At 72.2% G+C, this 24077-nt stretch carries 21 protein-coding genes; 7 read left to right on the forward strand and 14 right to left on the reverse strand.

Annotation, left to right across the window (positions count from 1 at the left end):
- Nucleotides 1–421 precede the first annotated feature (421 nt).
- Complete coding sequence (locus ABZZ17_RS23355; RefSeq protein ID WP_356878246.1) at nucleotides 422–1024, forward strand: YceI family protein; 603 nt, start codon at nucleotides 422–424, stop codon at nucleotides 1022–1024.
- A gap of 28 nt (nucleotides 1025–1052) precedes the next feature.
- On the opposite strand, the gene ABZZ17_RS23360 is transcribed toward ABZZ17_RS23355, so the two are convergent.
- The 6 genes from ABZZ17_RS23360 to ureA all read right to left on the reverse strand — a co-directional run bounded on the left by ABZZ17_RS23360 (nucleotide 1053) and on the right by ureA (nucleotide 8724).
- A complete protein-coding gene (locus ABZZ17_RS23360; RefSeq protein ID WP_356878247.1) occupies nucleotides 1053–2411 on the reverse strand; it encodes a hypothetical protein in 1359 nt (452 codons plus the stop codon).
- 139 nt (nucleotides 2412–2550) lie between these two features.
- Entirely contained in the window at nucleotides 2551–4200 is a 1650-nt protein-coding gene (gene cimA, locus ABZZ17_RS23365; RefSeq protein ID WP_356878248.1) for a citramalate synthase, read from the reverse strand.
- Nucleotides 4201–4522: 322 nt separating this feature from the next.
- Nucleotides 4523–5143 carry a TetR/AcrR family transcriptional regulator gene (locus ABZZ17_RS23370; protein WP_356878249.1) on the reverse strand — a complete coding sequence of 207 codons (621 nt, stop codon included), beginning with the start codon at nucleotides 5141–5143 and terminating at the stop codon, nucleotides 4523–4525.
- A 30-nt stretch (nucleotides 5144–5173) separates the two neighbouring features.
- Nucleotides 5174–6214 (reverse strand): agmatine deiminase family protein, encoded by a 1041-nt coding sequence (locus tag ABZZ17_RS23375; protein ID WP_356878250.1) that lies wholly within the window; start codon nucleotides 6212–6214, stop codon nucleotides 5174–5176.
- 36 nt (nucleotides 6215–6250) lie between these two features.
- A complete protein-coding gene (locus tag ABZZ17_RS23380; protein WP_356878251.1) occupies nucleotides 6251–7984 on the reverse strand; it encodes an urease subunit alpha in 1734 nt (577 codons plus the stop codon).
- Nucleotides 7981–8724, reverse strand: a complete 744-nt coding sequence (gene ureA / locus ABZZ17_RS23385) for an urease subunit gamma (protein WP_356878252.1) — start codon at nucleotides 8722–8724, stop codon at nucleotides 7981–7983. The genes ABZZ17_RS23380 and ureA overlap by 4 nt, the downstream gene beginning before the upstream one ends.
- A gap of 157 nt (nucleotides 8725–8881) precedes the next feature.
- On the opposite strand from ureA, the gene ABZZ17_RS23390 reads away from it, so the two are divergent.
- Both ABZZ17_RS23390 and ABZZ17_RS23395 read left to right on the forward strand, forming a co-directional pair.
- Nucleotides 8882–10336 (forward strand): cytosine permease, encoded by a 1455-nt coding sequence (locus tag ABZZ17_RS23390; RefSeq protein ID WP_356878253.1) that lies wholly within the window; start codon nucleotides 8882–8884, stop codon nucleotides 10334–10336.
- Complete coding sequence (locus ABZZ17_RS23395) at nucleotides 10312–10470, forward strand: hypothetical protein (RefSeq protein WP_356878254.1); 159 nt, start codon at nucleotides 10312–10314, stop codon at nucleotides 10468–10470. The genes ABZZ17_RS23390 and ABZZ17_RS23395 overlap by 25 nt, the downstream gene beginning before the upstream one ends.
- A 113-nt stretch (nucleotides 10471–10583) precedes the next feature.
- Here the strand turns inward: ABZZ17_RS23395 and ABZZ17_RS23400 are convergent, their stop codons facing one another.
- From ABZZ17_RS23400 to ABZZ17_RS23415, 4 genes are all read right to left on the reverse strand, one after another.
- Complete coding sequence (locus tag ABZZ17_RS23400) at nucleotides 10584–11684, reverse strand: branched-chain amino acid aminotransferase (RefSeq protein ID WP_356878255.1); 1101 nt, start codon at nucleotides 11682–11684, stop codon at nucleotides 10584–10586.
- 229 nt (nucleotides 11685–11913) lie between these two features.
- On the reverse strand, nucleotides 11914–12954 hold the full coding sequence (locus ABZZ17_RS23405) for a 3-isopropylmalate dehydrogenase (RefSeq protein ID WP_356878256.1): 1041 nt from the start codon (nucleotides 12952–12954) through the stop codon (nucleotides 11914–11916).
- Nucleotides 12955–13129: 175 nt separating this feature from the next.
- Nucleotides 13130–13261: a hypothetical protein gene (locus ABZZ17_RS23410; RefSeq protein ID WP_281206921.1), complete on the reverse strand. Its 132-nt coding sequence runs from the start codon at nucleotides 13259–13261 to the stop codon at nucleotides 13130–13132.
- A 260-nt stretch (nucleotides 13262–13521) separates the two neighbouring features.
- The gene (locus ABZZ17_RS23415; RefSeq protein WP_356878257.1) at nucleotides 13522–14406 is read right to left on the reverse strand and encodes a LysR family transcriptional regulator; all 885 of its coding nucleotides are present in this window, start codon (nucleotides 14404–14406) and stop codon (nucleotides 13522–13524) included.
- A 100-nt stretch (nucleotides 14407–14506) separates the two neighbouring features.
- Between ABZZ17_RS23415 and ABZZ17_RS23420 the strand changes: the two genes are divergently transcribed.
- Nucleotides 14507–15520, forward strand: coding sequence for an NADP-dependent oxidoreductase (locus ABZZ17_RS23420; RefSeq protein ID WP_356878258.1), 1014 nt, complete (start codon nucleotides 14507–14509; stop codon nucleotides 15518–15520).
- Nucleotides 15521–15639: 119 nt separating this feature from the next.
- Nucleotides 15640–17670 carry a phosphocholine-specific phospholipase C gene (locus ABZZ17_RS23425; RefSeq protein ID WP_356878259.1) on the forward strand — a complete coding sequence of 677 codons (2031 nt, stop codon included), beginning with the start codon at nucleotides 15640–15642 and terminating at the stop codon, nucleotides 17668–17670.
- 25 nt (nucleotides 17671–17695) lie between these two features.
- On the opposite strand, the gene ABZZ17_RS23430 is transcribed toward ABZZ17_RS23425, so the two are convergent.
- Nucleotides 17696–18247, reverse strand: a complete 552-nt coding sequence (locus ABZZ17_RS23430; protein ID WP_356878260.1) for a GNAT family N-acetyltransferase — start codon at nucleotides 18245–18247, stop codon at nucleotides 17696–17698.
- Nucleotides 18244–18975 carry a tyrosine-protein phosphatase gene (locus ABZZ17_RS23435; protein ID WP_356878261.1) on the reverse strand — a complete coding sequence of 244 codons (732 nt, stop codon included), beginning with the start codon at nucleotides 18973–18975 and terminating at the stop codon, nucleotides 18244–18246. Before ABZZ17_RS23435 ends, ABZZ17_RS23430 begins: the two co-directional genes overlap by 4 nt.
- A gap of 82 nt (nucleotides 18976–19057) precedes the next feature.
- Here ABZZ17_RS23435 and ABZZ17_RS23440 point away from each other — a divergent pair, with 82 nt between their 5' ends.
- Nucleotides 19058–19759, forward strand: coding sequence for a nitroreductase family protein (locus tag ABZZ17_RS23440; RefSeq protein ID WP_356878262.1), 702 nt, complete (start codon nucleotides 19058–19060; stop codon nucleotides 19757–19759).
- A gap of 115 nt (nucleotides 19760–19874) precedes the next feature.
- Here ABZZ17_RS23440 and pruA read toward each other — a convergent pair whose 3' ends face one another.
- Nucleotides 19875–21506: an L-glutamate gamma-semialdehyde dehydrogenase gene (gene pruA, locus ABZZ17_RS23445; protein ID WP_356878263.1), complete on the reverse strand. Its 1632-nt coding sequence runs from the start codon at nucleotides 21504–21506 to the stop codon at nucleotides 19875–19877.
- A gap of 60 nt (nucleotides 21507–21566) precedes the next feature.
- Nucleotides 21567–22493, reverse strand: a complete 927-nt coding sequence (locus ABZZ17_RS23450) for a proline dehydrogenase family protein (protein ID WP_356878264.1) — start codon at nucleotides 22491–22493, stop codon at nucleotides 21567–21569.
- Between the two features lie 200 nt (nucleotides 22494–22693).
- Here ABZZ17_RS23450 and ABZZ17_RS23455 point away from each other — a divergent pair, with 200 nt between their 5' ends.
- Nucleotides 22694–24034 (forward strand): helix-turn-helix domain-containing protein, encoded by a 1341-nt coding sequence (locus tag ABZZ17_RS23455; protein ID WP_356878265.1) that lies wholly within the window; start codon nucleotides 22694–22696, stop codon nucleotides 24032–24034.
- Nucleotides 24035–24077: the final 43 nt, after the last annotated feature.

Here is a 24077-nt window from a genome sequence, read left to right on the forward strand (position 1 = left end):
CGGGCGGTCAGCTTGCCCTTGGCGTGCTGCGCCTCCGTCGCCCGGTCACTCGGCCCACGCCGCGCCTCCTCACGGAGGGAGTGCAGCTCGGCCACGCGTCCACGGGCATCCGTCGGCTCGCTCGAAGTCTGGTCCACAACGGTCATGTACCGACCTTACGAAGTGCGAGCACGAAAACCCTCCGTTGATTCCGCACAGTCTCGGACCCGATCCGCTGTCCGGCCCGGACAGAACCTCCGAAGAATGCAGGGACTCCCCCAGTCGGGACCTTGGGCCTTTGTGCGAGTCCTACAAAACCACGGGACGCCCGCAAGAGAAGTTGAAAATTGAACGGAATGGGTCTAGCGTCATTCTCGTTGAAAGTTCAATGAACACGTTGGACCCCGCACCGCCCGCAGCAGGATCTTCCGAGGAGGAAGCCATGGGTCTCTTCACCCGCCGTACCGCCCCCACCGCCGTCGCCACGCTCGAAGTGGACCCCGCGCTCGCCGCCCTCACCGGCGACTACGTCATCGACGCCGCGCACAGCAGCATCGGCTTCACCGTCCGGCACGCGATGGTCACCAACGTGCGCGGCAGCTTCGCCGAGCACGAGGGCACCCTCCACCTCGACGGCAGCGACCCCTCCCGCTCCTCGGCGGTCATCGACGTCAAGATCGCCTCGGTCGGCACCGGCATCGCCGACCGCGACGCCCACCTGCGGGGCGGCGACTTCTTCGACGCGGAGCTCTTCCCGCTGATGACCTTCCACTCCACCGGCGCGGCCGCGCTCGGCGGGGACGCGTACCGCATCACCGGCGAGCTGACGATCAAGGACGTCACCCGCCCGCTCTCCATCGACCTGGAGTTCACCGGCTCGGCCACCGACGTCTACGGCAACGAGCGCGTCGGCTTCGAGGGCGGCGCCGAGATCCTGCGCTCCGACTGGGGCCTGACCTGGAACGCCGCGCTGGAGGCGGGCGGTGTCATGGTCAGCGACAAGGTGAAGCTGACCTTCGACATCTCCGCGATCAAGCAGGCCTGATCCCGGACGGACGCGGCCCCGGGGGCGGCTACCAGCCGCCCCCGCCGTCGAACCCGCCGCCCCCGTCGAACCCGCCACCGCCGCCGAAGTCCCCGCCGCCGAAGTCGGACGGGTTGAAGTCGGCTCCGGAGACGTCCCCGCCCTCGAAGCCGCTCCCCGCGCCGCCGAAGTCCGAGGCGTAGGCGGGGCTGGACATCATCGAACCGAGCATCGTGCCCATCAGCAGGCCCGGCAGGATGCCCCCGCCGAAGTAGCCGCCGGCCCAGGGACCGTACGCCGGGCCGGCGTCGTAGTACGGGCGCGGCCCGCGCTCGGTGTCGACGGTGCGGACCGCCGGGTCGAGGCCGTCGCGCAGGCGTACGGCGTCCGCCGCGCAGACCGGCACGGTGCGGTGGGCCCCGCCCGCCGGGGCCCAGGCGGCGTCCTCGGTGCTCGGCCCGTGCCGCGGGTCGAAGAAGCAGGGCAGGCGGCGCTCGGGCAGCGGCCGGCCCTGGCGGCGCGCGTCGAGGCTGGCCAGGGCGTACCGGCCGTCCTCCAGCGCCTGGGTCACGCCCTGCACCTCTTCGGGGCGCTGGACCGAGCCCATGATCTGCTTGGCCTTCTCATACGAGTCGAGGCCCTGTTCGTAGTCCTTGCGCATGGCGTCGTCGGCGCCGGGCTCGCCGGGGTGGAAGTCCAGGCGCTCCAGCTCCTCACCGAAGGCCGTGATGTCCTCGTCCACGACCACGGAGAGCCGGGCGATCGCCTCGCGCCGCGCCTCCTCCTTCTTCTGGCGGTTCCGCTTCACCAGGAGGTAGGCGCCGCCGCCGCCGAGTGCGGCCACCGCGCCGAGGGCGATGAGCCCGCCGACCGGGGCGCCGTCGGAGGCCCCGGTGGTGCCCCAGGAGGCGGGGGCGGTGCCCTTGGCCTGGCTCAGGGCCTGGTCGACGAAGTGGTCGAGCTGGGTGGCCGCGTCCGCCGGGGTGCCGGTCTTCACGGCCTCGGTGAGGTTCCGTACGGCGTTGGCGGGCATCACGGCCCGGTCGGCGCCGGCGTTGAAGCCGTCGCCGAGGCGGATCGCGTACAGCCCGGTGATGCCGGTCTCGGCGCGGATCGCGCCGAGCACCTTGTCCTGCGGGAACTCCGCGGTGGCGGGCAGCACGGCGACGAAGACGGGCTTGCCGGCGTCCTTGATCTTGTCGGCCAGGGCGTCGGCCTGCGCCGCGGAGAGCTGGTCCCGGGCGCCGGGGTCGACGTAGACCGGGCCCGTCTTGAGGGCCTCCCCCACGGCGGTGACCCCGGTGGCGGCCGATGCCTGCGGGGCGGCCACGAGGGCGGTCGTCGACAGGGCCAGCAGCAGACCGGCCAGCAGCGGTCCGAAACGTACGGATATCAGCCTGGTCCTCATGCGTACGACGCTACCCGAACCGGGTGTTTCCCGTGTTAACGGGACATAAGACCGGCCGACCCGGCCCTGACCCGGACGCGCGCCTCGCCGGGCCGGGTGCCGGCGAGGTACGGGCGGTCGGCGTCGACCCGCCGCCGGACTACTCCGCCGGTTCGACGCCCGCGTGGAGCAGACCGAAGGTGTAGGCGTCCTCCAGGGCCTGCCAGGAGGCGGCGATCACGTTGGGTGCGACACCCACCGTGGACCACTCGCGGACGCCGTCCGTCGTGGCGATCAGGACGCGGGTCGTGGACTCCGTGCCGTGCGTGCCCTCCAGGATGCGGACCTTGTAGTCGACCAGCTCGAACTTGGCCAGCTGGGGGTAGAACCGCTCCAGAGCCACCCGCAGGGCCCGGTCCAGGGCGTTGACCGGGCCGTTGCCCTCGGCCGTCGCGACGATCCGCTCGCCCTTGGCCCACAGCTTGACCGTGGCCTCGTTGGCGTGGGTGCCGTCCGGGCGGTCCTCGACGATCGCCCGCCAGGACTCGGTACGGAAGTACTTGCGGGCCCGGCCCTCGACCTCGGCCCGCAGCAGCAGCTCGAAGGAGGCGTCGGCGGCCTCGTACGTGTAGCCCTGGAGCTCCCGCTCCTTGACCCGCTCGACGACCCGGGCGATCAGCGCGCGGTCCCCGCCGAGGTCGACGCCGAGCTCCTTGCCCTTGAGCTCGATGGAGGCGCGGCCGGCCATGTCGGAGACGAGCATGCGCATGGTGTTGCCGACCCGCTCGGGGTCGATGTGCTGGTACAGGTCGGGGTCGACCTTGATGGCCGAGGCGTGCAGGCCGGCCTTGTGGGCGAACGCGGAGACGCCGACGTAGGGCTGGTGGGTGGAGGGCGTGAGGTTGACGACCTCGGCGATGGCGTGCGAGATCCGGGTCATCTCGGCGAGCGCGCCCGCGGGGAGGACCGTACGGCCGTACTTGATCTCCAGGGCCGCCACGACGGGGAAGAGGTTGGCGTTGCCGACGCGCTCGCCGTAGCCGTTCGCGGTGCACTGGACGTGGGTGGCGCCCGCGTCGACGGCGGCCAGGGTGTTGGCGACGGCGCAGCCGGTGTCGTCCTGGGCGTGGATGCCGAGGCGGGCACCGGTGTCGGCGAGGACGGTCGCGACGGTGGCGGAGATCTGCGCGGGCAGCATGCCGCCGTTGGTGTCGCAGAGGATGACGACGTCGGCGCCGGCCTCGTGGGCGGCGCGCACGACGGACTTGGCGTACTCGGGGTTGGCGCGGTAGCCGTCGAAGAAGTGCTCGCAGTCGACGAAGACGCGGCGGCCCTGTGCGACGAGGTGGGCGACGGTGTCGCGGACCATCTCCAGGTTCTCGTCGAGGGTGGTGCGCAGCGCGAGCTCGACGTGCCGGTCGTGGGACTTGGCGACCAGGGTGATGACGGGGGCGCCGGATTCCAGGAGGGCGCGGACCTGGGGGTCCTGGGCGGCGGAGCCGCCGGCCCGGCGGGTGGCTCCGAAGGCGACGAGCCGGGCGTGCTTGAAGTCGATCTCGGCGCGGGCGCGGGCGAAGAACTCCGTGTCGCGGGGGTTGGCGCCGGGCCAGCCGCCCTCGATGAAGCCGACGCCGAAGTCGTCGAGGTGGCGGGCGATCGTCAGCTTGTCCGCGACGGTGAGGTTGATGCCCTCGCGCTGGGCGCCGTCGCGGAGGGTGGTGTCGAAGACGTGGAAGCTGTCGGCGAGACCCGAAGACGGCTCGGTCGGCTCGGTGGGCTCGGTCGGCTCCGTCGCCTCTGTCGTCGTCATGCTGATCTGACTCCTGTCGGATGAGTGGTTCCGGAAGCCCGGGATCCACTGCCCCCATCATCGCGCGCCGCCCGGTCCCGGCATGATTTCGGGCCGGGAAACGAAAAGACCCCTCGCGGGTGCGAGAGGTCTGCGCGCGGGTCTGAGGCACGGTGGCCGCTGCCGCGAAGGTCTTCCACGATTCAGCGGTCACTGAGGACCGGCGCGCTGCTGTCCATAATCATGAGCTGAGCAGGCACGTTCGCAGTGTGCCATACCGTTCGCCGTGCGTGGACGGCGATCTCACGATGCGGGCAGCCCCGCACGGGTGGGGGCCCGGGGGTCAGGCCGGGGCGGTGAGGGTGTCGGTGAGGAACTCCCGTACGTGTTCGAGGATGTCGTCGCGCCCTATCCCGGGCAGGCCGACGGCGACCTGGATGCTGAAGCCGTCGAGGAGGGCCCTGATCCTGGCGGCGAACCGGTCGGGGTCCACCGGCCGGAACTCCCCGCGCGAGACGCCCTCGGCGAGCAGGGCGACCAGGTCGCGGTGCCAGGCGCCCTCGATGGCGGCCTGCCGGTCGCGTTCCTGGGGGCCGGCGTTCTGGGAGCGGTTCCAGACTTCCAGCCACAGGGTCCAGTGCGGGTCGCGGGGGCCGTCGGGGACGTACAGGTCGACGTACGCCTGGAGGCGCTCGCGCACCGGGCCGCGGCGGGACAGCAGGGCCCGTCGCTGGGTGCCCAGGGCGGTCTCGCTCCACTCCAGGGTCCGCAGCAGGAGCTCGTCCTTGCTGCCGAAGTAGTAGAGGAGGTGGCCGCTGCTCATGCCGACCTGGCGGCCCAGGCCGGCCATGGTCAGGCCCTCCAGACCGCGCTCGGCGATCGTGGCCATGGCGGCGACGAGTACGTCCTCGCGCGGGGGCGCGTTCTTGCGCGCCGCCCGTACCGGTACTCCACCCGCCACCATGGGCCACTCCTTCATCAGGTCCGCCGCAGGTCAGACCTTCGGCTGCTGCTGGGTGATGCAGTGGATACCGCCACCCCCGGCGAAAATCGTACGTGCGTCAACGAGGGTCACGGTCCGCTCGGGGAACAGGCCGCGGAAGATCTCGGCGGCCTCCTCGTCGCGCGGGTCGTCGAAGGCGCACAGCACGACGCCTCCGTTGCAGAGGTAGTGGTTGATGTACGAGTAGTCGACCCACTCGCCGTCCTCCTCCAGCACCGTCGGGGCCGGGACCTCCACGACCTCCAGCAGCCGGCCGCGCGCGTCGGTGGAGGAGCGCAGGATGGCGGCGATGGTCTTGCAGCGCTCGTGGTCGGGGTGGGCGGGGTCGGGCTGGGTGTGGACCATGACCACGCCGGGGCGGGCGAACGCGGCGACGATGTCGACGTGGCCCTGGGTGCCGTAGGTGCCGTAGTCGCCGGCCAGGCCGTACGGGAGCCAGATCGCCTTGGTGGTGCCGAGGTGGGCGTGGATCTCGGCCTCGACCTGCTGGCGGGTCCAGCCGGGGTTGCGGCCCTCGCCGAGCTGCACGGTGTCGGTGAGGAGCACGGTGCCCTCGCCGTCGACGTGGATGGCGCCGCCCTCGTTGACGAGCCGGGTGCTGTACGTGCGGGTGCCGGCCAGGTCGGAGACGTGGCGGGCGACCTTGGAGTCGTGCTCCCAGCGGGCCCACTCCTGGGCGCCCCAGCCGTTGAAGGTCCAGTCGACCGCGGCCAGTTCGCCCGCGTCGTTGGTGACGAAGGTGGGGCCGATGTCGCGCATCCAGGCGTCGTCGAGTTCGCGCTCGACGAGCTGTACGTCCTCGCCGACGACCGCGCGGGCGCTCTCGGCGTCACCCGGGGAGACGACGAGGGTCACGGGCTCGTACGAGCGGACCGCGCGGGCGACGGCGCCCCATGCCTCGCGGGCCTCGGCGAGCTCCTGCTCGTTGGTGAAGGTGGGGTTGGGGCTGGGCCAGGCCATCCAGGTGCGCTCGTGCGGGGTCCACTCGGCGGGCATCCGGAATCCGGCGTCGGCGGGCTTGTTCGTGGTCATGGCAGGGGTCCTTAAGGGCTCTGCAAGCGGGGCGGCTTACAAGAAGTACAGGCGGTTCAGGGAGACCGATTCGGCCGCTTCGGAGCGCAGCGGTTCGCCGTCGAGGGAGACGAGTCCGCTGCGCGCGTCCACGTCGACCGCGCCCACCCGGGAGTTCAGGAGCATGTCCTTCGGGCCGATGCCGCGGGTGCCGCGGACGGCGACGCGGCGACGGCGCGTGGGCATCTCGTCGGAGCCGAGCGCGGCGGCCGCGGCGGAGACGAAGGCGACGGAGATGTCGGCGGGGGTGGCGCCGTGGGCGCCGAACAGGGGGCCGAGCACGAGCGGTTCGCAGGTGTCGGTGGCGGCGTTGGGGTCGCCGGTGACGCCGTAGGCGGGGAAGCCGGACTTGAGGACGAGCTGTGGTTTGGCGCCGAAGAACGGGGGGCGCCACAGCACGATGTCGGCGAGTTTGCCGACCTCGATGGAGCCGATCTCGTGGGACAGGCCGTGGGCGATGGCCGGGTTGATGGTCAGCTTGGCCATGTAGCGCAGGACGCGGGCATTGTCGTCGCCCTCGCCGTCGCCGGCCAGCGGTCCCAGTTCGCCCTTCATCTTGGCGGCCATGGCGAAGGTGCGGCGGATGGTCTCGCCGGCCCGGCCCATGCCCTGGGCGTCGGAGGAGGTGATGCCGATGGCGCCCAGGTCGTGCAGGACGTCCTCGGCCCCCATCGTCCCGGCGCGGATCCGGTCGCGGGCCATGGCCGCGTCGCCGGGCAGGTCCGGCTTGAGGTCGTGGACCGAGACGATCATGCCGTAGTGCTCGGCGACCGCGTCCCGTCCGAAGGGCAGGGTGGGGTTGGTGGAGGAGCCGATCACGTTCGGCACGCCCGCCATCTTCAGCACGTTGGGCACGTGCCCGCCGCCGCAGCCCTCGATGTGGAAGGCGTGGATGGTCCGGCCGTCCAGGACGCGCAGGGTGTCCTCGACGGACAGGCATTCGTTGAGGCCGTCGCTGTGCAGGGCCACCTGCACGTCGTGCTCCTCGGCCACCCGCAGCGCGGTGTCCAGGGCCCGGGTGTGGGCGCCCATGTCCTCGTGGACCTTGAAACCGCTGGCTCCGCCCTCGGCCAGCGCCTCGACCAGCGGGGCCGCGTCCGAGGACGAGCCGCGGGCCAGGAAACCGATGTTCACGGGCCAGGCGTCGAAGGCGTTGAAGGCGTGTTTGAGCGCCCACGGCGAGTTGACGCCGACGCCCCAGACCGGGCCGAACTCCTGGCCGATGATCGTGGTGACGCCCGCGGCGAGCGAGGCCTCCATGATGCGCGGGGACAGCAGGTGGACGTGCGTGTCCACGGCTCCGGCGGTGGCGATCAGGCCTTCTCCGGAGACGATCGAGGTGCCGGTGCCGACGACGACGTCGACGCCGTCGAGGGTGTCGGGGTTGCCGGCCCGGCCGATCGCGTGGATGCGGCCCTCGCGGATGCCGATGGACACCTTGCGGATCCCGAGGACCGCGTCGATGACCAGGACGTTGCTGATCACGACGTCGCAGGTCTCGCGGACGGCGGCGGCCTTCAGGTGCAGGCCGTCGCGGGCCGTCTTGCCGAAACCGGCCAGGAACTCGTCGCCGGGCTTCTGCGCGTCGTGCTCCACCCGGACGGTGAGCCCGGAGTCACCGAGCCGTACCCGGTCGCCCGCGCGGGGACCGAAGACGGAGGCGTACTCGCGCGGGTCGATGTGCCGGCTGCCGGGGGCGCAGTGGTCGCTGTGCGGGGTCTTCTTGCTCACGCCGGGTCTCCGTCCGCGGTGTCGGTGGCGGTGTCGGTGTCGGTGGCGGTGTCGGTGGCGACGACGCCGAGGTAGCCGCAGGCCGCGGCACGGCGCAGGGCCTCTTCCTTCGCTCCGGGGGCGTCCAGCGGGCCGTCGACCAGGCCCGCGAAGCCGATGGCGATGCGCTCGCCGCCGATCGGGACGAGACCGACCTCGGCCTCGCCGTGCGGGTCGAACCGTACGGAGGAGCCGGCGGGCACGCACAGGCGCATGCCGTAGGCGGCGGCCCGGTCGAAGTCGAGCCGGGGGTTGGCCTCGAAGAAGTGGAAGTGGGAGGTGACGCTCACCGGCACGGAGGCGGTGTTGCGCACGTGCAGGTGCAGCTGCGGCTCGGGCTGCGGTGCGCCCGGGCCCGGTACGACCGCGCCGGGGGCCTCGTCGCCGAGCGGGGCGGCGCCCCGGATGGGCGCGGAGACCACCGCGAGGCGGGAACCGTCGTCGAAGACGGCCTCCACGTGCACCTCGGTGACCACGTCGGACACGCCGGGCAGTACGTCGTCCGGGCCGAGCACGCCGCGGGCCTCCTCGATGGCCTCCGCCAGGCGCTTGCCGTCGCGCGCGGCCTCGCAGACGGTGTCGGCGATCAGCGCCGTGGCCTCCGGGACATTGAGCTTCAGGCCCCGGGCCCGCCGGGCCCGGGCCAGTTCCGCGGCGCTGCGCAACAGCAGCCGGTCGCGCTCCGTAGGGGTCAGCCGCACGCCGATCCACCACCTCTTGAGTCGATGGGTTAGAGCATCACTCTAACTCTTCATTTCCTTGCAGGGAATCATTGACCTGGGGGCAAAGCCTGAGTCACATTGAGTGTCGCTCAAACACCTGCGCAACCACCCCCCGCCCTGCCAAGGGAGTCCCCCCATGCCCATCGAACAGCGCGGAGTCGACACCGTCCCGGAGGAGGAGCGGACGAGCGGTCCCCGCGACCTCGTCGCGATCCTCCTCGGCTCGAACCTCTGCCTCGGTGTGATCGTCTTCGGCTGGCTGCCGCCGTCCTTCGGACTGGGGCTGTGGCCTTCGGTCACGGCCGTCGTGACCGGCACCCTCGTCGGCATCGCCTTCACCGCTCCGCTCGCGCTGGTCTCCCTGCGCACCGCGACCAACCTGTCCACCTCCAGCGGCGCCCAGTTCGGCGTCCGCGGCCGGCTGGTCGGCTCGGTGGTGGGCCTCCTGCTCTCGCTCGGCTACACCGCGCTGACCCTGTGGATCGGCGGCGACGTGATGGTCGGGGCCCTGTCCCGGCTCACCGGGCTGCCCGACACCGGCCTCACCCGGGCCGCGATGTACGGCCTACTGGCCGCCTGTACCGTCGTCGGGGCCGTCTTCGGCTACCGGCTGCTGCTGCGCATGAGCAAGGTCCTGTCGGTCGCCATGGTGGTCCTGCTGGCCGTCGGCGTCCTCGCCTACGCCCCCGACTTCACCGCCGCCGCGCCGCCGGACAGCTCGTACCTGCTGGGTTCCTTCTGGCCCACGTGGCTGCTCGCCACCGTCGCCGCCGGGCTCAGCGGCCCGGTGGCCTTCATCACCCTGCTCGGCGACTACACCCGCTACATCTCCCCGCGCCGGCACAGCTCCCGCAAGGTGCTCTGGGCCACCGCCGTCGGCCTGCTGTTCGGCCTGCTGATCCCGCAGCTCTTCGGCACGTACACCGCGCTCGCCGCCCGCGCCGGAGCCGACTACGCCGGGCCGCTCGTGGCCGCCGCCCCGTTCTGGTACCTCGTCCCGCTGCTGGTGGCGGCCGCGGCCGGGTCCGTCGGCAACGCCGGCCTGATGCTCTACTCCATGGGCCTGGACCTCGACGCGATCGTCCCGAAGGCCACCCGGACCACGGCCACCCTGGTCGCCGCGGCCGTCGCCACCGCCTTCGTCTTCATCGGCTCCTTCGGCTGGAACGCCCAGGCGGCGATGACCTCCTTCGTCCTCCTCCTCACCGCGATCGGCACCCCCTGGGCCGTCATCACCCTGATCGGGTACGTGCGCTGCCGCGGCCGGTACGACGAGAGGTCACTCCAGGTGTTCAACCAGCGGGCCCGCGGCGGCGTCTACTGGTACAGCGGGGGGTGGAACCCGCGTGCGACGGTGTCCTGGGCACTCGGAGCCCTGACCGGCCTCGCGGCCGTCACCACACCGTTCTACGAGGGCCCCCTGCTGGCGCTCACGGGCGGCGTGGACTGCAGCTTCGTCCTCTCGGGACTCGTCGGCGGGCTGGTGTACGCCGCGCTGACCTCCCGGTCCGCGGCCGCCGAGCCCGCCGGTCCCGCACAGGAACAAGGGGAGAACACGGAACACGTATGGACGACCTCGCAGGCCCTGTGATCATCCGCATCCTCAAGGGGATCGGCTGGTTCTTCTACTTCTTCGGCGACGCCCTGGTCAGCATGCTGCCGGACGGCTCCGCGCGGGTCGACGCGCGGCGCGCCAGGCGGGCCGCGCGCAAGCGGGGCCGCTGATCCGGGCCCGCGGACAGGGCGCCCGCGAGGGCGTGCGCACGACAGGAGGGCCCCCGGCCGATGCGGTCGGGGGCCCTCCTGTCGTGAGCGGGGCGCGGGGCGCGCCCGTACGGCTAGCCGAGCGGGTGCATCCAGCCGTGGGCGTCGGCGGCGCGTCCGGTCTGGAGGTCGAGGAGCGCCTTGCGGAGTTCCATCGTGACCTCGCCGGGCTCGCCGTCGCCCTGGATCCAGTCGGCGCGGGCGGACTTGACCGAGCCGACCGGGGTGATGACGGCCGCGGTGCCGCAGGCGAACACCTCGGTGAGGGTGCCGTTCTCGTTGTCGCGCTTCCAGTCCTCGGTGGTGATCCGGCCCTCCTCGGCGGTGTAGCCGAGGTCGCGGGCGATGGTGAGGAGGGAGTCGCGGGTGATGCCCGGCAGCAGCGAGCCGGTGAGCTCCGGGGTGACGATGCGCCGGGTGCCGTCCGCCTCGGTGTACACGAAGTACAGGTTCATGCCGCCCATCTCCTCGATCCAGCGGTGCTCGACGGCGTCGAGCCACACGACCTGGTCGCAGCCGTGGGAGGCGGCCTGGGCCTGGGCGACGAGGGAGGCCGCGTAGTTGCCGCCGGTCTTCGCGGCGCCGGTGCCGCCCTTGACCGCGCGGACGTACTCCTCGGAGAGCCAGACGGAGACGGGCTTCACGCCGCCGGGGAAGTAGGCGCCCGCCGGGGAGGCGATGACCATGAAGAGGAACTCGTTGGCCGGGCGGACGCCCAGGCCGACCTCGGAGGCGAACATGAAGGGCCGCAGGTAGAGGGAGGCCTCACCGGAGTCCGGCACCCAGGCGCGGTCCTGCGCGATGAGGGCGTCGCACGCGGCGATGAACAGGTCCGACGGCAGTTCCGGCATGGCCATGCGGCGGGCGGAGGCCTGGAAGCGCGCGGCGTTGGCCTCGGGGCGGAAGGTGGCCACGCTGCCGTCGGGCTGCTTGTACGCCTTGAGACCCTCGAAGATCGTCTGCGCGTAGTGCAGGGTCATGTTGGCCGGGTCCATCGACAGCGGCGCGTACGGGACGAGCTCGGCGTCGTGCCAGCCGCGGCCCTCGGTCCACTTGATGGTCACCATGTGATCGGTGAAGTGGCGGCCGAAACCGGGGCTGGTCAGGATCGCCTCTCGCTCCGCGTCGGACAGAGGGTTCGAGGAGGGCTTCAGCTCGATCGTGGGCGTCGTCATGAGTGCTTGTCCTTCACCGGTTGGGTAGGGCGGACCGCGCTCACGGCGTACTAGGACGTCCGAGCTTCCCCGTATTCCGCGGCCTCGCGTTCGATTATCGCCCGCGGGCAGGCTTCGGTGAAACGGGGCGTTTGCGGCCCAGGGGAGATGGTGGCACCCGGGGCCGCACAGGAGAAGCCGCCGGGTCCGATGGTCGCGACCCGGCGGCTTCCTGAGGTGGAGCGGCGGGTCAGCCGGCTACTCGCGCGGCGAGGGCGTCGCCGATCGCGTCGGTGGAACGGAAGGTGCCGTCGCGCTCGGCCAGGTCGGCGGAGACCGCGTCCTCGATGCGGACGGCCTGGGCCTCGTAGCCGAGGTGGCGCAGCAGGAGGGCGACGGACAGGATCGTCGCGGTCGGGTCGGCCTTGCCGGTGCCCGCGATGTCCGGGGCCGAACCGTGGACGGGCTCGAACATGGACGGGAAGGCGCCCGTCGGGTTGATGTTCCCGGAGGCGGCGAGGCCGATGCCGCCGGTCACGGCCGCGGCCAGGTCGGTGAGGATGTCACCGAAGAGGTTGTCCGTGACGATGACGTCGAAGCGCTCGGGCTGGGTGACGAAGAAGATCGTCGCCGCGTCGACGTGCAGGTAGTCGGTGGTGACCTCGGGGTACTCCTGGCCGACCTTGTCGAAGGTGTTCTTCCACAGGTGGCCCGCGTACACGAGGACGTTGTTCTTGTGGACCAGCGTCAGCTTCTTGCGGGGGCGGGCGTTGGCCCGCTCGTACGCGTCGCGGACGACGCGCTCCACGCCGTAGGCGGTGTTGACGCTGACCTCGGTGGCCACCTCGGCCGGGGTGCCGGTGCGCAGCGAGCCGCCGTTGCCGGTGTACGGGCCTTCGGTGCCCTCGCGTACCACGACGAAGTCGATCTCCGGACGGCCGGCGAGCGGGGTGGCCGTGTTGGGGAAGAGCTTCGAGGGGCGCAGGTTGATGAAGTGGTCGAAGGCGAAGCGGAGCTTCAGCAGCAGACCGCGCTCCAGGACGCCCGACGGGACCGACGGGTCGCCGATGGCGCCCAGCAGGATCGCGTCGTGGTGCTTGAGGGCTTCGAGCTCCGCGTCCGGGAGGGTCTCACCGGTGCGGTGCCAGCGCTGGGCGCCGAGGTCGTATTCCTTGGTCTCCAGCTTCACATCCTGGGGCAGGACCGCGGTAAGGACCTTGAGTCCCTGAGCCACGACTTCCTGGCCGATGCCATCACCGGGGATCACTGCGAGATTGATGCTGGTCGACATGGCGAAACCGTACTCCGTGTCCCAGCCCTCAGACATATCGCGTCCACCATGTGGACCCGTGTGGACGCGACATGTCAGCCGACCAGGGGTGTGAGGGGGAGGTGCCCCGGTGGACTCCGGGACACCGGTGGACTCCGGGACCCAGTGGCCTCAGGGGTTCAGTGATGCAGCGGCCTCAGTGGCCGGTCGAGCCGCCGTTGTCGCGGCGGTCCAGGGCGCGCTGGAGGGCGGCTGCGGCGTTCTTGCGGTCGGCGTCGGCCGGGGAGGAGTGGCGGACGCGGCGGGCTGCGGCGGTGGTGGGGGTCATGGTGATCGACTCCTTGAGATCACGGCGTGGCGGGGCCACGGATGAGGGGTTCCTTCAAGGCGCCGGAAGAGGCGGGGAGCTGGGCGCCGCAGGGGTTGCCTGCCAGGGGCGCGCGCTCTCGACCGCCATTCGCCGGATCGGCGAGACGTTCGGCTCCTACAAAGCTAGGGCAGGTCCGGCTGTATGTCTCCGCAATTACTCGGACTTCCTACTATCTGAGACGCGGAACCCCCGAAATGGACCTCCTCACGACTCCGTTTTCAGACCGTCTCAGCCTTGAGTTCCCTGATCAGAGCGCGAATGGCGAGGGTTGCCGCGGATTCCGGTGTGGTGACGTATCCCACCTGCCTCACCGGCCCCGATGGGCCCAGGCCGACGGTCTCCACGGCGTCCGTGGCCTCGCGCAGCGAGAGCTCGGGCAGGATCGCCATGCCCAGGCCCCGGCCGACCATGGTCAGCACCATCGCGTCGTCCTCCGCCTTCACCGTCGCCGACGGGATCCAGTCCTGGGACCGCCACCACTCGCGGGTGTAGGAGCCGCAGTTCTCGTCCCAGTCCAGCAGGGGCAGCGCCTTCGGGTCCGGGTGTCCGGCGGGGTGCACCAGCGCGTACGTCTCCCGGGCGAGCACCCCGCTCAGCAGGCCGGGCGGTACGGAACTCCCCGGGCCCAGCGTCGCGATGCCCAGGTCGGCGCGCCCCGCGGCGACCTCCCCCGCGGTTCCGGCGCCGAGTTCGCGCACCACCCGCACCTCGGGCCGGATCCCGGGGTGCCGGGCGGTCAGGCGCGCCAGCGCGGGCGGCAGCAGGTGCAGGGCCGCGCTGCGGAAGGCGGCGATGCGCAGGACCCCGGCCGCCGCGTCCCGCCCGGCCCCGCTCCGGCCGGCGGCGCGCGCCTCCGCGCCCAGTACCTCGTACAGCCGCAGGATGCGCCGGCCGAGGGCGACGGCCCGCTCCCCCGCCGGAGTGGGCGCGGCCCCGGTCCGGCCGCGCTCGAAGAGCACCGCGCCGACCTTGGCCTCGCTGCCGCGCACCGCGTGCGAGACGGCCGACTGGCCGATCCCGAGCCGGGCGGCCGCGGCGGTGAAGCCGCCCGTCTCGGCGACGGCGACCAGGATCCGCAGTTCCTGCGGGAGGAGTTCGGCCACGGGGCCCTCACCTCGTTCTATGAGCGGGATTCATGGAAGGACGGCTGTCATGAACGCAACCCCCTGCCCGGCCGGGAGATTCCTTCCTAGCGTCTGGGCCATGACCACGCAGACCGCTCTCGCCGTCCACCAGACCGCCCGCCCCTCCGGCTTCCCCTCCGCCGGCGACTTCGCCTTCGTCGAGTTCCCCGTCCCGGAGCCGGCCCCCGGGACCGCGCTGGTGGAGAACCTGCTGCTCTCGGTGGACCCGTACCACCGGGGCCTGATGGACGGCGGCGAGGACGGCTTCGCCCTGGGCGCCCCGCTGGAGGGCCGCTCCGTGGGCCGCGTCGTGGCCTCCCGCGATCCGGGCCTCGCCGAGGGCGACCTCGTCTTCCACCGCGCGGGCTGGCGCACCCACGCGCTGGTCACCCTCGGGAGCGACGGCACCCGCAGGCTGCCGGGCCACGAGGGCGTCCCGCTGGAGGCGTACCTGTCGGTCCTCGGCGGCACCGGCCTGACCGCGTACGCCGCCCTCACCCGCACCGCCGCCCTGCGGCCGGGCGAGGACCTCTTCGTCTCCGCCGCCGCGGGCGGGGTCGGCACCGCCACCGGGCACATCGCCCGGCTGCTCGGCGCCCGCCGGATCATCGGCAGCGCGGGCTCGGCGGCCAAGGTCCGCCACCTCACGGAGCACCTCGGCTTCGACGCGGCCTTCGACTACCACGACGGGCCGGTGGGCGAGCAGCTGGCGAAGGCCGCGCCCGACGGGATCGACGTCTACGTGGACAACGTCGGCGGGGAGCACCTGGAGGGCGCGATCGACGCCCTGCGCGAGTTCGGGCGGATCGCCTGGGTCGGTGCGATCTCGATGTACAACGGCGACCGGTCACCGGCCGCGCCCCGCAACCTCTTCGAGGTCGTACACAAGTCGCTGCGCCTGGAAGGGGTATTGGTTCGCCATCACACCAATCTCCAGGAGGAGCTGGAGGACCTCCTCGTGCCTCATCTGCGCAGCGGCCGGATCGGTACCGATACCACCGTTGTGCAGGGATTCGAGCACACGGTGGACGCCTTCCTGGGCATGCTCCGGGGGGAGAACCTGGGCAAGATGCTCGTCCGCACCGGCAGCTGATTCCGGCCACCCGGAAGTTCACCGACTTCTTACCGCACGGATGTAGACCTTTGGACCCGGCGCCGTCACTCTTGCCGTCAATGTGCCAGCGGGGCACTTGAGTTGGAGGCGGGCAGCCAGTGACACCGATCAGCCGCAGGGGATTCGTGGGAATCGGCGCCGGGCTCGTGGCGGGGGCGACCCTGCCCTCGGTCGGGCCGGCGTCGGCGGCCGCGGCCGCCGCGACCGGCACGATCACCGACGTGAAGCACGTGGTGGTCCTGATGCAGGAGAACCGCAGCTTCGACCACTACTTCGGCAGGCTGAAGGGCGTACGCGGCTTCGCCGACCGCGCCGCGGGCAACATCCCGGGCGGCTGGGGCACCTTCAACCAGCCCAACTGGGGCGGCCGCCAGTACCCGTGGAAGCTGTCCGCCACCCCGCCCGCGGGCGGCGCCGACAGCGAGACCCTGGCCCAGTGCACCGGCGACCTCCCGCACAGCTGGACCTCGCAGCACGCCGCCTGGAACACGGGCCGGATGGACAACTGGGTCACCGGTGTCGGCAACGCGCGCACCCTCGGCTACCTGGACCGCAAGGACATTCCGTTCCACTACGGTCTCGCCGACCACTACACGGTCTGCGACGCCTACTTCTGCTCCGCCCTCAGCGCCACCGGCCCCAACCGCACCTTCCTGTGGAGCGGCCGGATCGACGCCTCCAGCAAGGACGGCGGCGACGAGTCCGGCCTGACCTGGGAGACGTACGCGGAGGCCCTCCAGCGGGCCGGCATGAGCTGGAAGGTCTACCAGAACGCCCAGGACAACTACGGGGACAACGGTCTGGCCTACTTCAAGAACTTCACGGACGCGGCCCCCGGCAACCCGCTGTACGACCGGGGCATGAGCTCGGTGCCGCGCGTCACCGGCTCCACCCCGGACGACATCGCGGCCGCCATCCGCGCCGACGTCGTGGCCGGCACCCTGCCGCAGGTGTCCTGGGTCGTGGCGAACGAGGCCTTCTCGGAGCACCCCTACGCCCCGCCCGGCGACGGGGCCCACTTCGTGGACCTGGTCTACCGGGCGCTCGCCGCGAACCCGGAGGTCTTCGACTCCACCGTCCTGTTCCTCAACTACGACGAGAACGACGGGTTCTTCGACCACGTCCCGCCGCCGGTCGCCCCGCCCGGCACCCCCGACGAGTACCTCGACGGCGCCCCCATAGGCCTCGGCTTCCGTGTCCCGATGCTCGTGATGTCCCCCTGGACGCGGGGCGGCTGGGTGAGCTCGGAGGTCTTCGACCACACCTCGGTGCTGCGGTTCATGGAGACCTGGACCGCAGCACTCGGCACCCCGGCCGCCTGCCCGAACATCAGCGCCTGGCGCCGCAAGGTCGTCGGCGACCTGACCGGGGTCTTCGACTTCGCCCGCCCCGTCTACGGGGTCCCCGCCGGCCTCCCCTCGACCGCCAAGGTCATCGGGCAGGCGACCTGCGGCCCGCTCCCCAACCCGGTGCCGCAGGACAACGCCCTGCCCGCGCAGGAGACGGGCACGCGCCCGGCCCGCACCCTGCCCTACCAGGTGAACGGCAACCTGGACCGGCTGGAGTTCGGGGCCGCCGGCCAGATCGTGGCCTGGTTCTCGATGACCAACCAGGGCGCCCAGGCCAAGCGGGCGGCGCACTTCTCGATCCACCCCCACCAGCACCGGGACACGGCCGCCTGGCAGTACACGGTGGACCCGGGAGCCGCCACGTCCGACTACTTCCACATCGGGCTCGGGCACGGCTCCGGCAAGTACGACATCTCGATGTACGGCCCGAACCGCTTCCTGCGCCGCTTCATCGGCGACGCGGCGAAGCCGGGCAAGTCGCTGGAGGTCGCGGCCCGCTTCGCGGTCGAGCCGGGCACCGGCAAGACGGCGATCTGGTTCAAGATGACGAACGCCTCCGCCGCGCCGGTCACCTTCACCATCCGCTCCAACGCGTACCGCACGGACGGCCCGTGGACGTACACCGTCCCGGCGGGTTCCTCGCGCGAGGACTGGTTCAACGCGGTGGCCTACAACAAGGGCTGGTACGACTTCACGGTCTTGGCCGACTCCGACGGCACCTGGTCCCGCCGCTACACGGGCCACATCGAGACGGGCGCGCCCAGCGTCTCCGGGTCGTAGCGGCGGCCTCCGGCGGTCGTCCGGCCTACAGGACGTCCCCGTCCCGCCAGTCGAAGTCGAGCCGCCCGGCCGGGTCCGGCGGGATGCCGCCGGGCGGCGTCCACACGTAGGTGGAGCCCTCCTCGTCGGGCAGCCGCTCGGGGCCGGCCGGTCCGAGTACCCCGATCGGGCCGGGGTGCGGGCGCCAGCCGCGGCCCTCGTACAGGGCGGCCCCGGCCTCCGACGCGGACAGCGCGCCCAGGACGTAGGCATCGCCGATCACGCGTTCCAGGGTCGCCATGACCTGCCCGGCGAGCCCGCGCCGGCGCCGGTCCGCCCGGACGGCCACGGCCTCGACGTAGCCGGTGCGCAGGGCCCGGCCCCGGTGCAGCACCCGGCGCTGCACGACGCTGCCGTGCGCGACGAGCGGCCCGCCCGGGCCGCCCTCGCGGAGCAGGACGTGCAGGCCGCCGAGGGCGTGCTCGAAGTCCTCGTCGGCGAAGTCCCCGTCGAAGGCGGCGTCGAGCAGGGCCCGGATCTCGCGCGGCTCACCGGGTCCGAGCTGGGCGGTGTGGGCCAGGGTCAGGGTGACGGTCATGCCGGGACCGTACCAACGCCCCCGAGCCGCCCGCGCAGCCTTTCCCGTTCGGCACCGGTCAGCCCGGCCGCGCGCAGGTAGGCCTCCGCGTCCAGCCGTCCGGCGGCGTCCTCGGCGAGGGCGTGCACGGTGGTGCCGAGTCCCGAGACGTACTCCTCGATCTCCGAGGAGTCGTACGGGCGGCCCTGCGCCGCGTACCGGGCGCGCACCCGCGGCTCGCTCAGCCCGTGGTCGTCGGCGACCTCCCGCGGGGTCGCGCCCGCCAGCCGCAGCAGGACGAGGGCGACGATCCCGGTGCGGTCGCGGCCCAGGCCGCAGTGGAAGGCGACGCCTCCGGGCGCGGCCCCGGCGACGGCGCGGGCGACGGCCGCCACGCGGTCGGGGAAGCGCTCCAGGAAAGGCCGGAAATACGCGGGGGTGCCGAAGCCCGGAGTGCCCCACCACACGTCCCAGAAGTCCCGGTGCTCGATGCCGTCGAGGGGGATCCGCAGGGTCGTCAGGCCGGCCGGGCGCGGGGCGTGGTCCACCCCCCTCTCGTCGTCGTTGCGCAGGTCGACGACGGTCCGCACGCCGTGCGCGGCCAGTGCGGTCCAGCCGCGTGCGGTGAGCCCGTCGAGGCTGTCGGCCCGTACGAGGGCCCCCGGCGGGAGGGTTCCCAGCCCGCCCAGGTCGCGGGCGTTGAAGCAGCCCTCCCAGTCCACGAATCGACCGACGTTCGCCACGGTCATAGCCCCCCTGTCAGTACACAACGGACAATGGTTCATGACGTGACCCTGGCATCAGGCGGTTGCGCGGCCCGAAGATCTGCCCATGTCGCCAACTACGCAGCAGTGGACGCCCACCCACGGCCAGCCCTACCGGCCCGTCGCCTACAGGCCCGCGCGCATGCCGAGCCGGGAATCCCTCGCCCGCGCGGCGGAACTGAGGCAACGGATGGACGAGCGGCGCACGGTCCGCCACTTCTCCCCCGACCCGGTCCCCGACCAGGTCGTCCGCGACGCCATCGCCTGCGCCGCCACCGCCCCCTCCGGAGCCCATCAGCAGCCGTGGACGTTCGTCCTGGTCAAGGACCCGGCCATCCGCCGGCAGATCCGGGCCGCCGCCGAACAGGAGGAGCAGATCTCCTACGACGGCCGCCTGGGCGACGAGTGGCTCGCCGCCCTGCGCCCCATCGGCACGGACGCCGTGAAGACCCACCTCACCGACGCGCCCGCGCTGATCGTGGTGTTCCAGCAGCGCTACTGGCTCGGCCCGGACGGTACGAAGCGCAAGCACTACTACGTGGACGAGTCGGTCGGCATCGCGGTCGGCATGCTGCTGTCCGCCCTGCACCTCAGCGGCCTCGCCGCACTGATCCACACGCCGAGCCCGATGCGCTTCCTCGGGCACGTCCTGAACCGCCCCGAGAACGAGAAGGCCTTCGCGGTGCTGCCGGTCGGCTACCCCGCCGACGACTGCGAGGTTCCCGACCTCGTCCGCAAGTCCCTGGAGCAGGTCATGGTCGAGGTCTGAACGCCCGGCGCCGCCCCGTGGGACCGTCCGGGCGGAGCCGCGCGGACATTGGAACCGCCCCCGCTCCGGACTTGGGGGTACCGGAGCGGGGGCGGGGTTCAGCCGTGGGCCGTGATCAGCCCATGTGGGGGTAGCCGTACTCGGTCGGCGGGACCAGGGTCTCCTTGATGGAGCGGGTCGAGGTCCAGCGCAGCAGGTTCGAGGCCGCGCCGGCCTTGTCGTTCGTGCCCGAGGCACGGCCGCCGCCGAAGGGCTGCTGGCCGACGACGGCGCCGGTCGACTTGTCGTTGATGTAGAAGTTGCCCGCCGCGAAGCGGAGCTTCTCCATCGTGTCGGCGGCCGCGTAGCGGTCCTGCGCGATGACGGCGCCGGTCAGGGCGTACGCCGAGACGCTCTCCATCTGCGCGAGCATCTCGTCGTACTTGTCGTCCTCGTAGACGTGGACCGCGAGGATCGGGCCGAAGTACTCGGTCGTGAAGACCTCGTTCTCCGGGTCGGTGCAGGCGATGACGGTCGGGCGGACGAAGTAGCCCTCCGTGTCGTCGTAGGTGCCGCCCGCGACGATCGTGCAGGTCGGGTCGGCCTTCGCACGGTCGATCGCGGCCTTGTTCTTCGCGAAGGAACGCTCGTCGATGACCGCGCCGATGAAGTTGGTCAGGTCGCGGACGTCACCCATGGCGATGCCGTCGACCTCGGCCGCGAACTGCTCCTTGAAGCCGTCGTTCCAGATGGAGGCCGGAACGTAGGCGCGCGAGGAGGCCGAGCACTTCTGGCCCTGGAACTCGAAGGAGCCGCGGGTCAGGGCGGTCTTCAGGATGCCGCGGTCCGCGGACGGGTGCGCGACGACGAAGTCCTTGCCGCCGGTCTCGCCGACCAGACGCGGGTAGGAGCGGTACTTCTCGATGTTGTTGCCGACCGTCTTCCACAGGTACTGGAAGGTCTTGGTCGAGCCGGTGAAGTGGATGCCGGCCAGCTCGGGGTGGTTCAGGGCCACCTCGGAGACGGCGATGCCGTCACCGGTCACCAGGTTGATGACGCCCTTGGGCAGGCCGGCCGCCTCCAGGAGCTCCATCAGCAGGACGGCGGAGTGCGTCTGCGTCGGGGACGGCTTCCACACGACCACGTTGCCCATGAGGGCCGGGGCGGTCGGCAGGTTGCCGGCGATGGCCGTGAAGTTGAACGGCGTGATCGCGTAGACGAAGCCCTCCAGCGGGCGGTGGTCGCTGCGGTTCCACACGCCCGCGGAGTTCGCGGCCGGCTGCTCGGCGAGGATCTGCCGGGCGAAGTGGACGTTGAAGCGCCAGAAGTCGACGAGCTCGCAGGGAGTGTCGATCTCCGCCTGCTGGGCGGTCTTGGACTGGCCCAGCATGGTGGACGCGGCCAGCTTCTCGCGCCACGGGCCGGCCAGCAGCTCGGCGGCGCGCAGGATGATCGCGGCACGGTCGTCGAAGTCCATCGCGCGCCAGGCCGGGGCGGCGGCCAGGGCGGCGTCGACGGCCTCCTGGGCGTCGGCCTCGGTGGCGTTGGCGTAGGTGCCGATGACGGACTTGTGGTCGTGCGGCTGGACCACGTCGAAGCGCTCGCCGCCGCCCATCCGCTTGACGCCGCCGATCGTCATCGGCAGGTCGATGGGGTTCTCGGACAGCTGCTTGAGCTGGATCTCGAGGCGCGCGCGCTCCGCGCTGCCGGGGGCGTACGAGTGAACCGGCTCGTTGACCGGCGCGGGGACCTGGGTCACAGCATCCATGGGGCTGGTAACTCCTTGAGCTAGTGGGGTGCCTAGTTCGGGGGTGCCTAGTTCGGGGCGCTAGTTCTTGGTGATCATCGAGCGGAGGAAGAACAGCAGGTTGGCCGGCTTCTCCGCGAGGCGGCGCATGAAGTATCCGTACCAGTCCGTGCCGTACGCCGTGTAGACGCGCATCCGGTGACCCTCGGCGGCGAGCCGCAGGTGCTCCTCACTGCGGATGCCGTAGAGCATCTGGAACTCGTACTCGTCCAGTTTGCGCCCGGCCTGCCGGGCGAGCTCCTGCGCGATCGCGATGAGGCGCGGGTCGTGGGACCCGATCATCGGGTAGCCCTCGCCCTCCATCAGGATCTTCATGATCCGAACGTACGCCCTGTCGATCTCGGCCTTGTCCTGGTAGGCGACCTCGGCGGGCTCCTTGTAGGCGCCCTTCACGATCCGGACGCGGCTGCCGGCGGCGGCCAGGCGGCGGGCGTCGGCCTCCGTGCGGAAGAGGTAGGCCTGGATCACGCAGCCGGTCTGCGGGAAGTCGCGGCGCAGCTCCTCGTGGATGGCGAACATCGAGTCGAGGGTGGTGTGGTCCTCGGCGTCGAGGGTCACGGTGGTGCCGATCGCGGCGGCGGCCTCGACCACGGGGCGGACGTTGGCGAGGGCCAGCTCGTGACCGCCCTCCAGGGCCTGGCCGAACATCGACAGCTTGACCGACATCTCGACGGTCTCGCCCAGGCCGAGCTCGGCGAGGCGCTCGATCAGCTGGAGGTAGGCGTCACGGGCGGCGTGGGACTGCTCCACGGCGGTGATGTCCTCACCGACGACGTCGAGGGTGACCTCCAGGCCCTTCCGCGTGAGTTCCTCGACGATCGGGATGACCTGGTCGACCGTCTCACCGGGGATGAACCGGTTCACCACGGGCTTGGTCACCGGGGCGGCAGAGACGATTCGGCGCATCTTGTCGCTGCGCGAGGCGGCGAGGATCGCGGGACCCAGCACGGGGCACCTCCAACGGGTGGCAGAAGCGGACGTACGGTCCGTCGCCGGAGGGGCGGGGGGCCGTAAGGAAAACGCAAGTAAAACCACCGTGAAACCTAAGGATCCTCACGATCCTCTGCCATCGACAGCTGTCACGCATCCGTGGCCCGGATCTCATACATCTGTCTGAAGGGGCGGTCCGGGGGTGGGAGAATGTCCGGGTGAAGGACGATTACCAGGACCTGGTGGACGAGATCTCGGCGCTCCTCGGCGCCCCGGCGACGCTGGAGAACCGGGACTTCCGCCTGATCGCCTTCGGCGCGCACGACAGCGACGGTGACGGCGGCGAGCTCGTCCTGGACCCGGTCCGGACCCGGTCGATCCTGACCCGGCAGTCGACCTCCGCCGTCCGGGCCTGGTTCGAGGGCTTCGGCATCGCCCGCGCGACGGGTCCCGTGCGCATCCCGGCGGCGCCGGACGCGGGGGTGTTCCGGGGGCGGCTCTGCCTGCCGGTGCGGTACCGGGGGATCGTGCACGGGTACGTGTGGCTCCTCGACCGGGAGGGTCCCGACGGCGGGGACTCCGGCCCGGGGCCGCAGGCGCTGGCGGCGGCCATGGAGGTGGCCGAGCGGATCGGTGTGCTGCTCGCGCAGGAGGCGAAGGCGGGCGCCGACCTGTCGCGGGAGTTCCTCGCGGTCCTCGGCGCCGGGCGGGGCTGGCAGCAGGACATGGCGGTGGCCGCGCTCCGGGTCGCCCTCGGGCCGGCCGGGGAGGGCCCGCACACGGTCCTCTGCGTGACGCCGTGGGCCGGGGAGGCCCCCCAGTCGGTGCCGGGGGCGGCGGCGGTGTGCGTGGTCCCCGCGGAGCCCGGCGGCGCCGGCGGGCGGCTCGCGGCGCTGGTCCGTATGCGCGGCACGGACGCCCTGGCCCCGGCCCTGACGGCCCTGGGCCGGCTGATGCCGCGCACGGCGGCCCCGGCGGCCCCTCCCACTGCGGCGGCCCCGCCGGCACCGGGGCGGGGGCCCGCCGGGGCCCGGCCCGGCACGGCGCCCGGCAGACCCCCCGCGGCTTCCGCGCCCGGCGTCCCGTCCACCGCTATGGCCGGGGCCAGGACGGCGGCGGCGTCCGGGCAGGGCGCCGCTCCCGACCTGACCGCCGGCGTCTCCGACCCCGTCCGGGCACTCGCGGAGCTGCCGGCCGCGTGGGAGCAGGCCACCGCCGCGGCCCGGGCTGCCGCCGCCCAGCCGCGGCTGGGCCCCGTGGCCCAGTGGTCGGCGATCGGCCCGTACCGGATGCTCGCCGCCCTGGCCGCCGACCCGGTGGACGACCCCGCGGCCCGGACCCTGCTCGGGCCGGCCCATCGCGAACTCGCCCGCACCGCCGAGGTGTTCCTCGACTGCGCCGGCCAGGCGGGCCGCGCGGCGGCGGCCCTCGGGGTCCACCGGCAGACCTTGTACTACCGCCTCGGCAAGGTCGAGCAGCTGACCGGCCTCGACCTCGACGAGGGCGAGGACCGCCTCCTCCTCCACATGGCCCTCAAGGCCTCCCGCCTCCACCACTGACCGCCTCCCCCCGGCCCGCTCCCCGCGCATCGCCGTGACACCC

The organism is Streptomyces sp. NPDC006512, assembly GCF_040611935.1.
Lineage (GTDB): Bacteria > Actinomycetota > Actinomycetes > Streptomycetales > Streptomycetaceae > Streptomyces.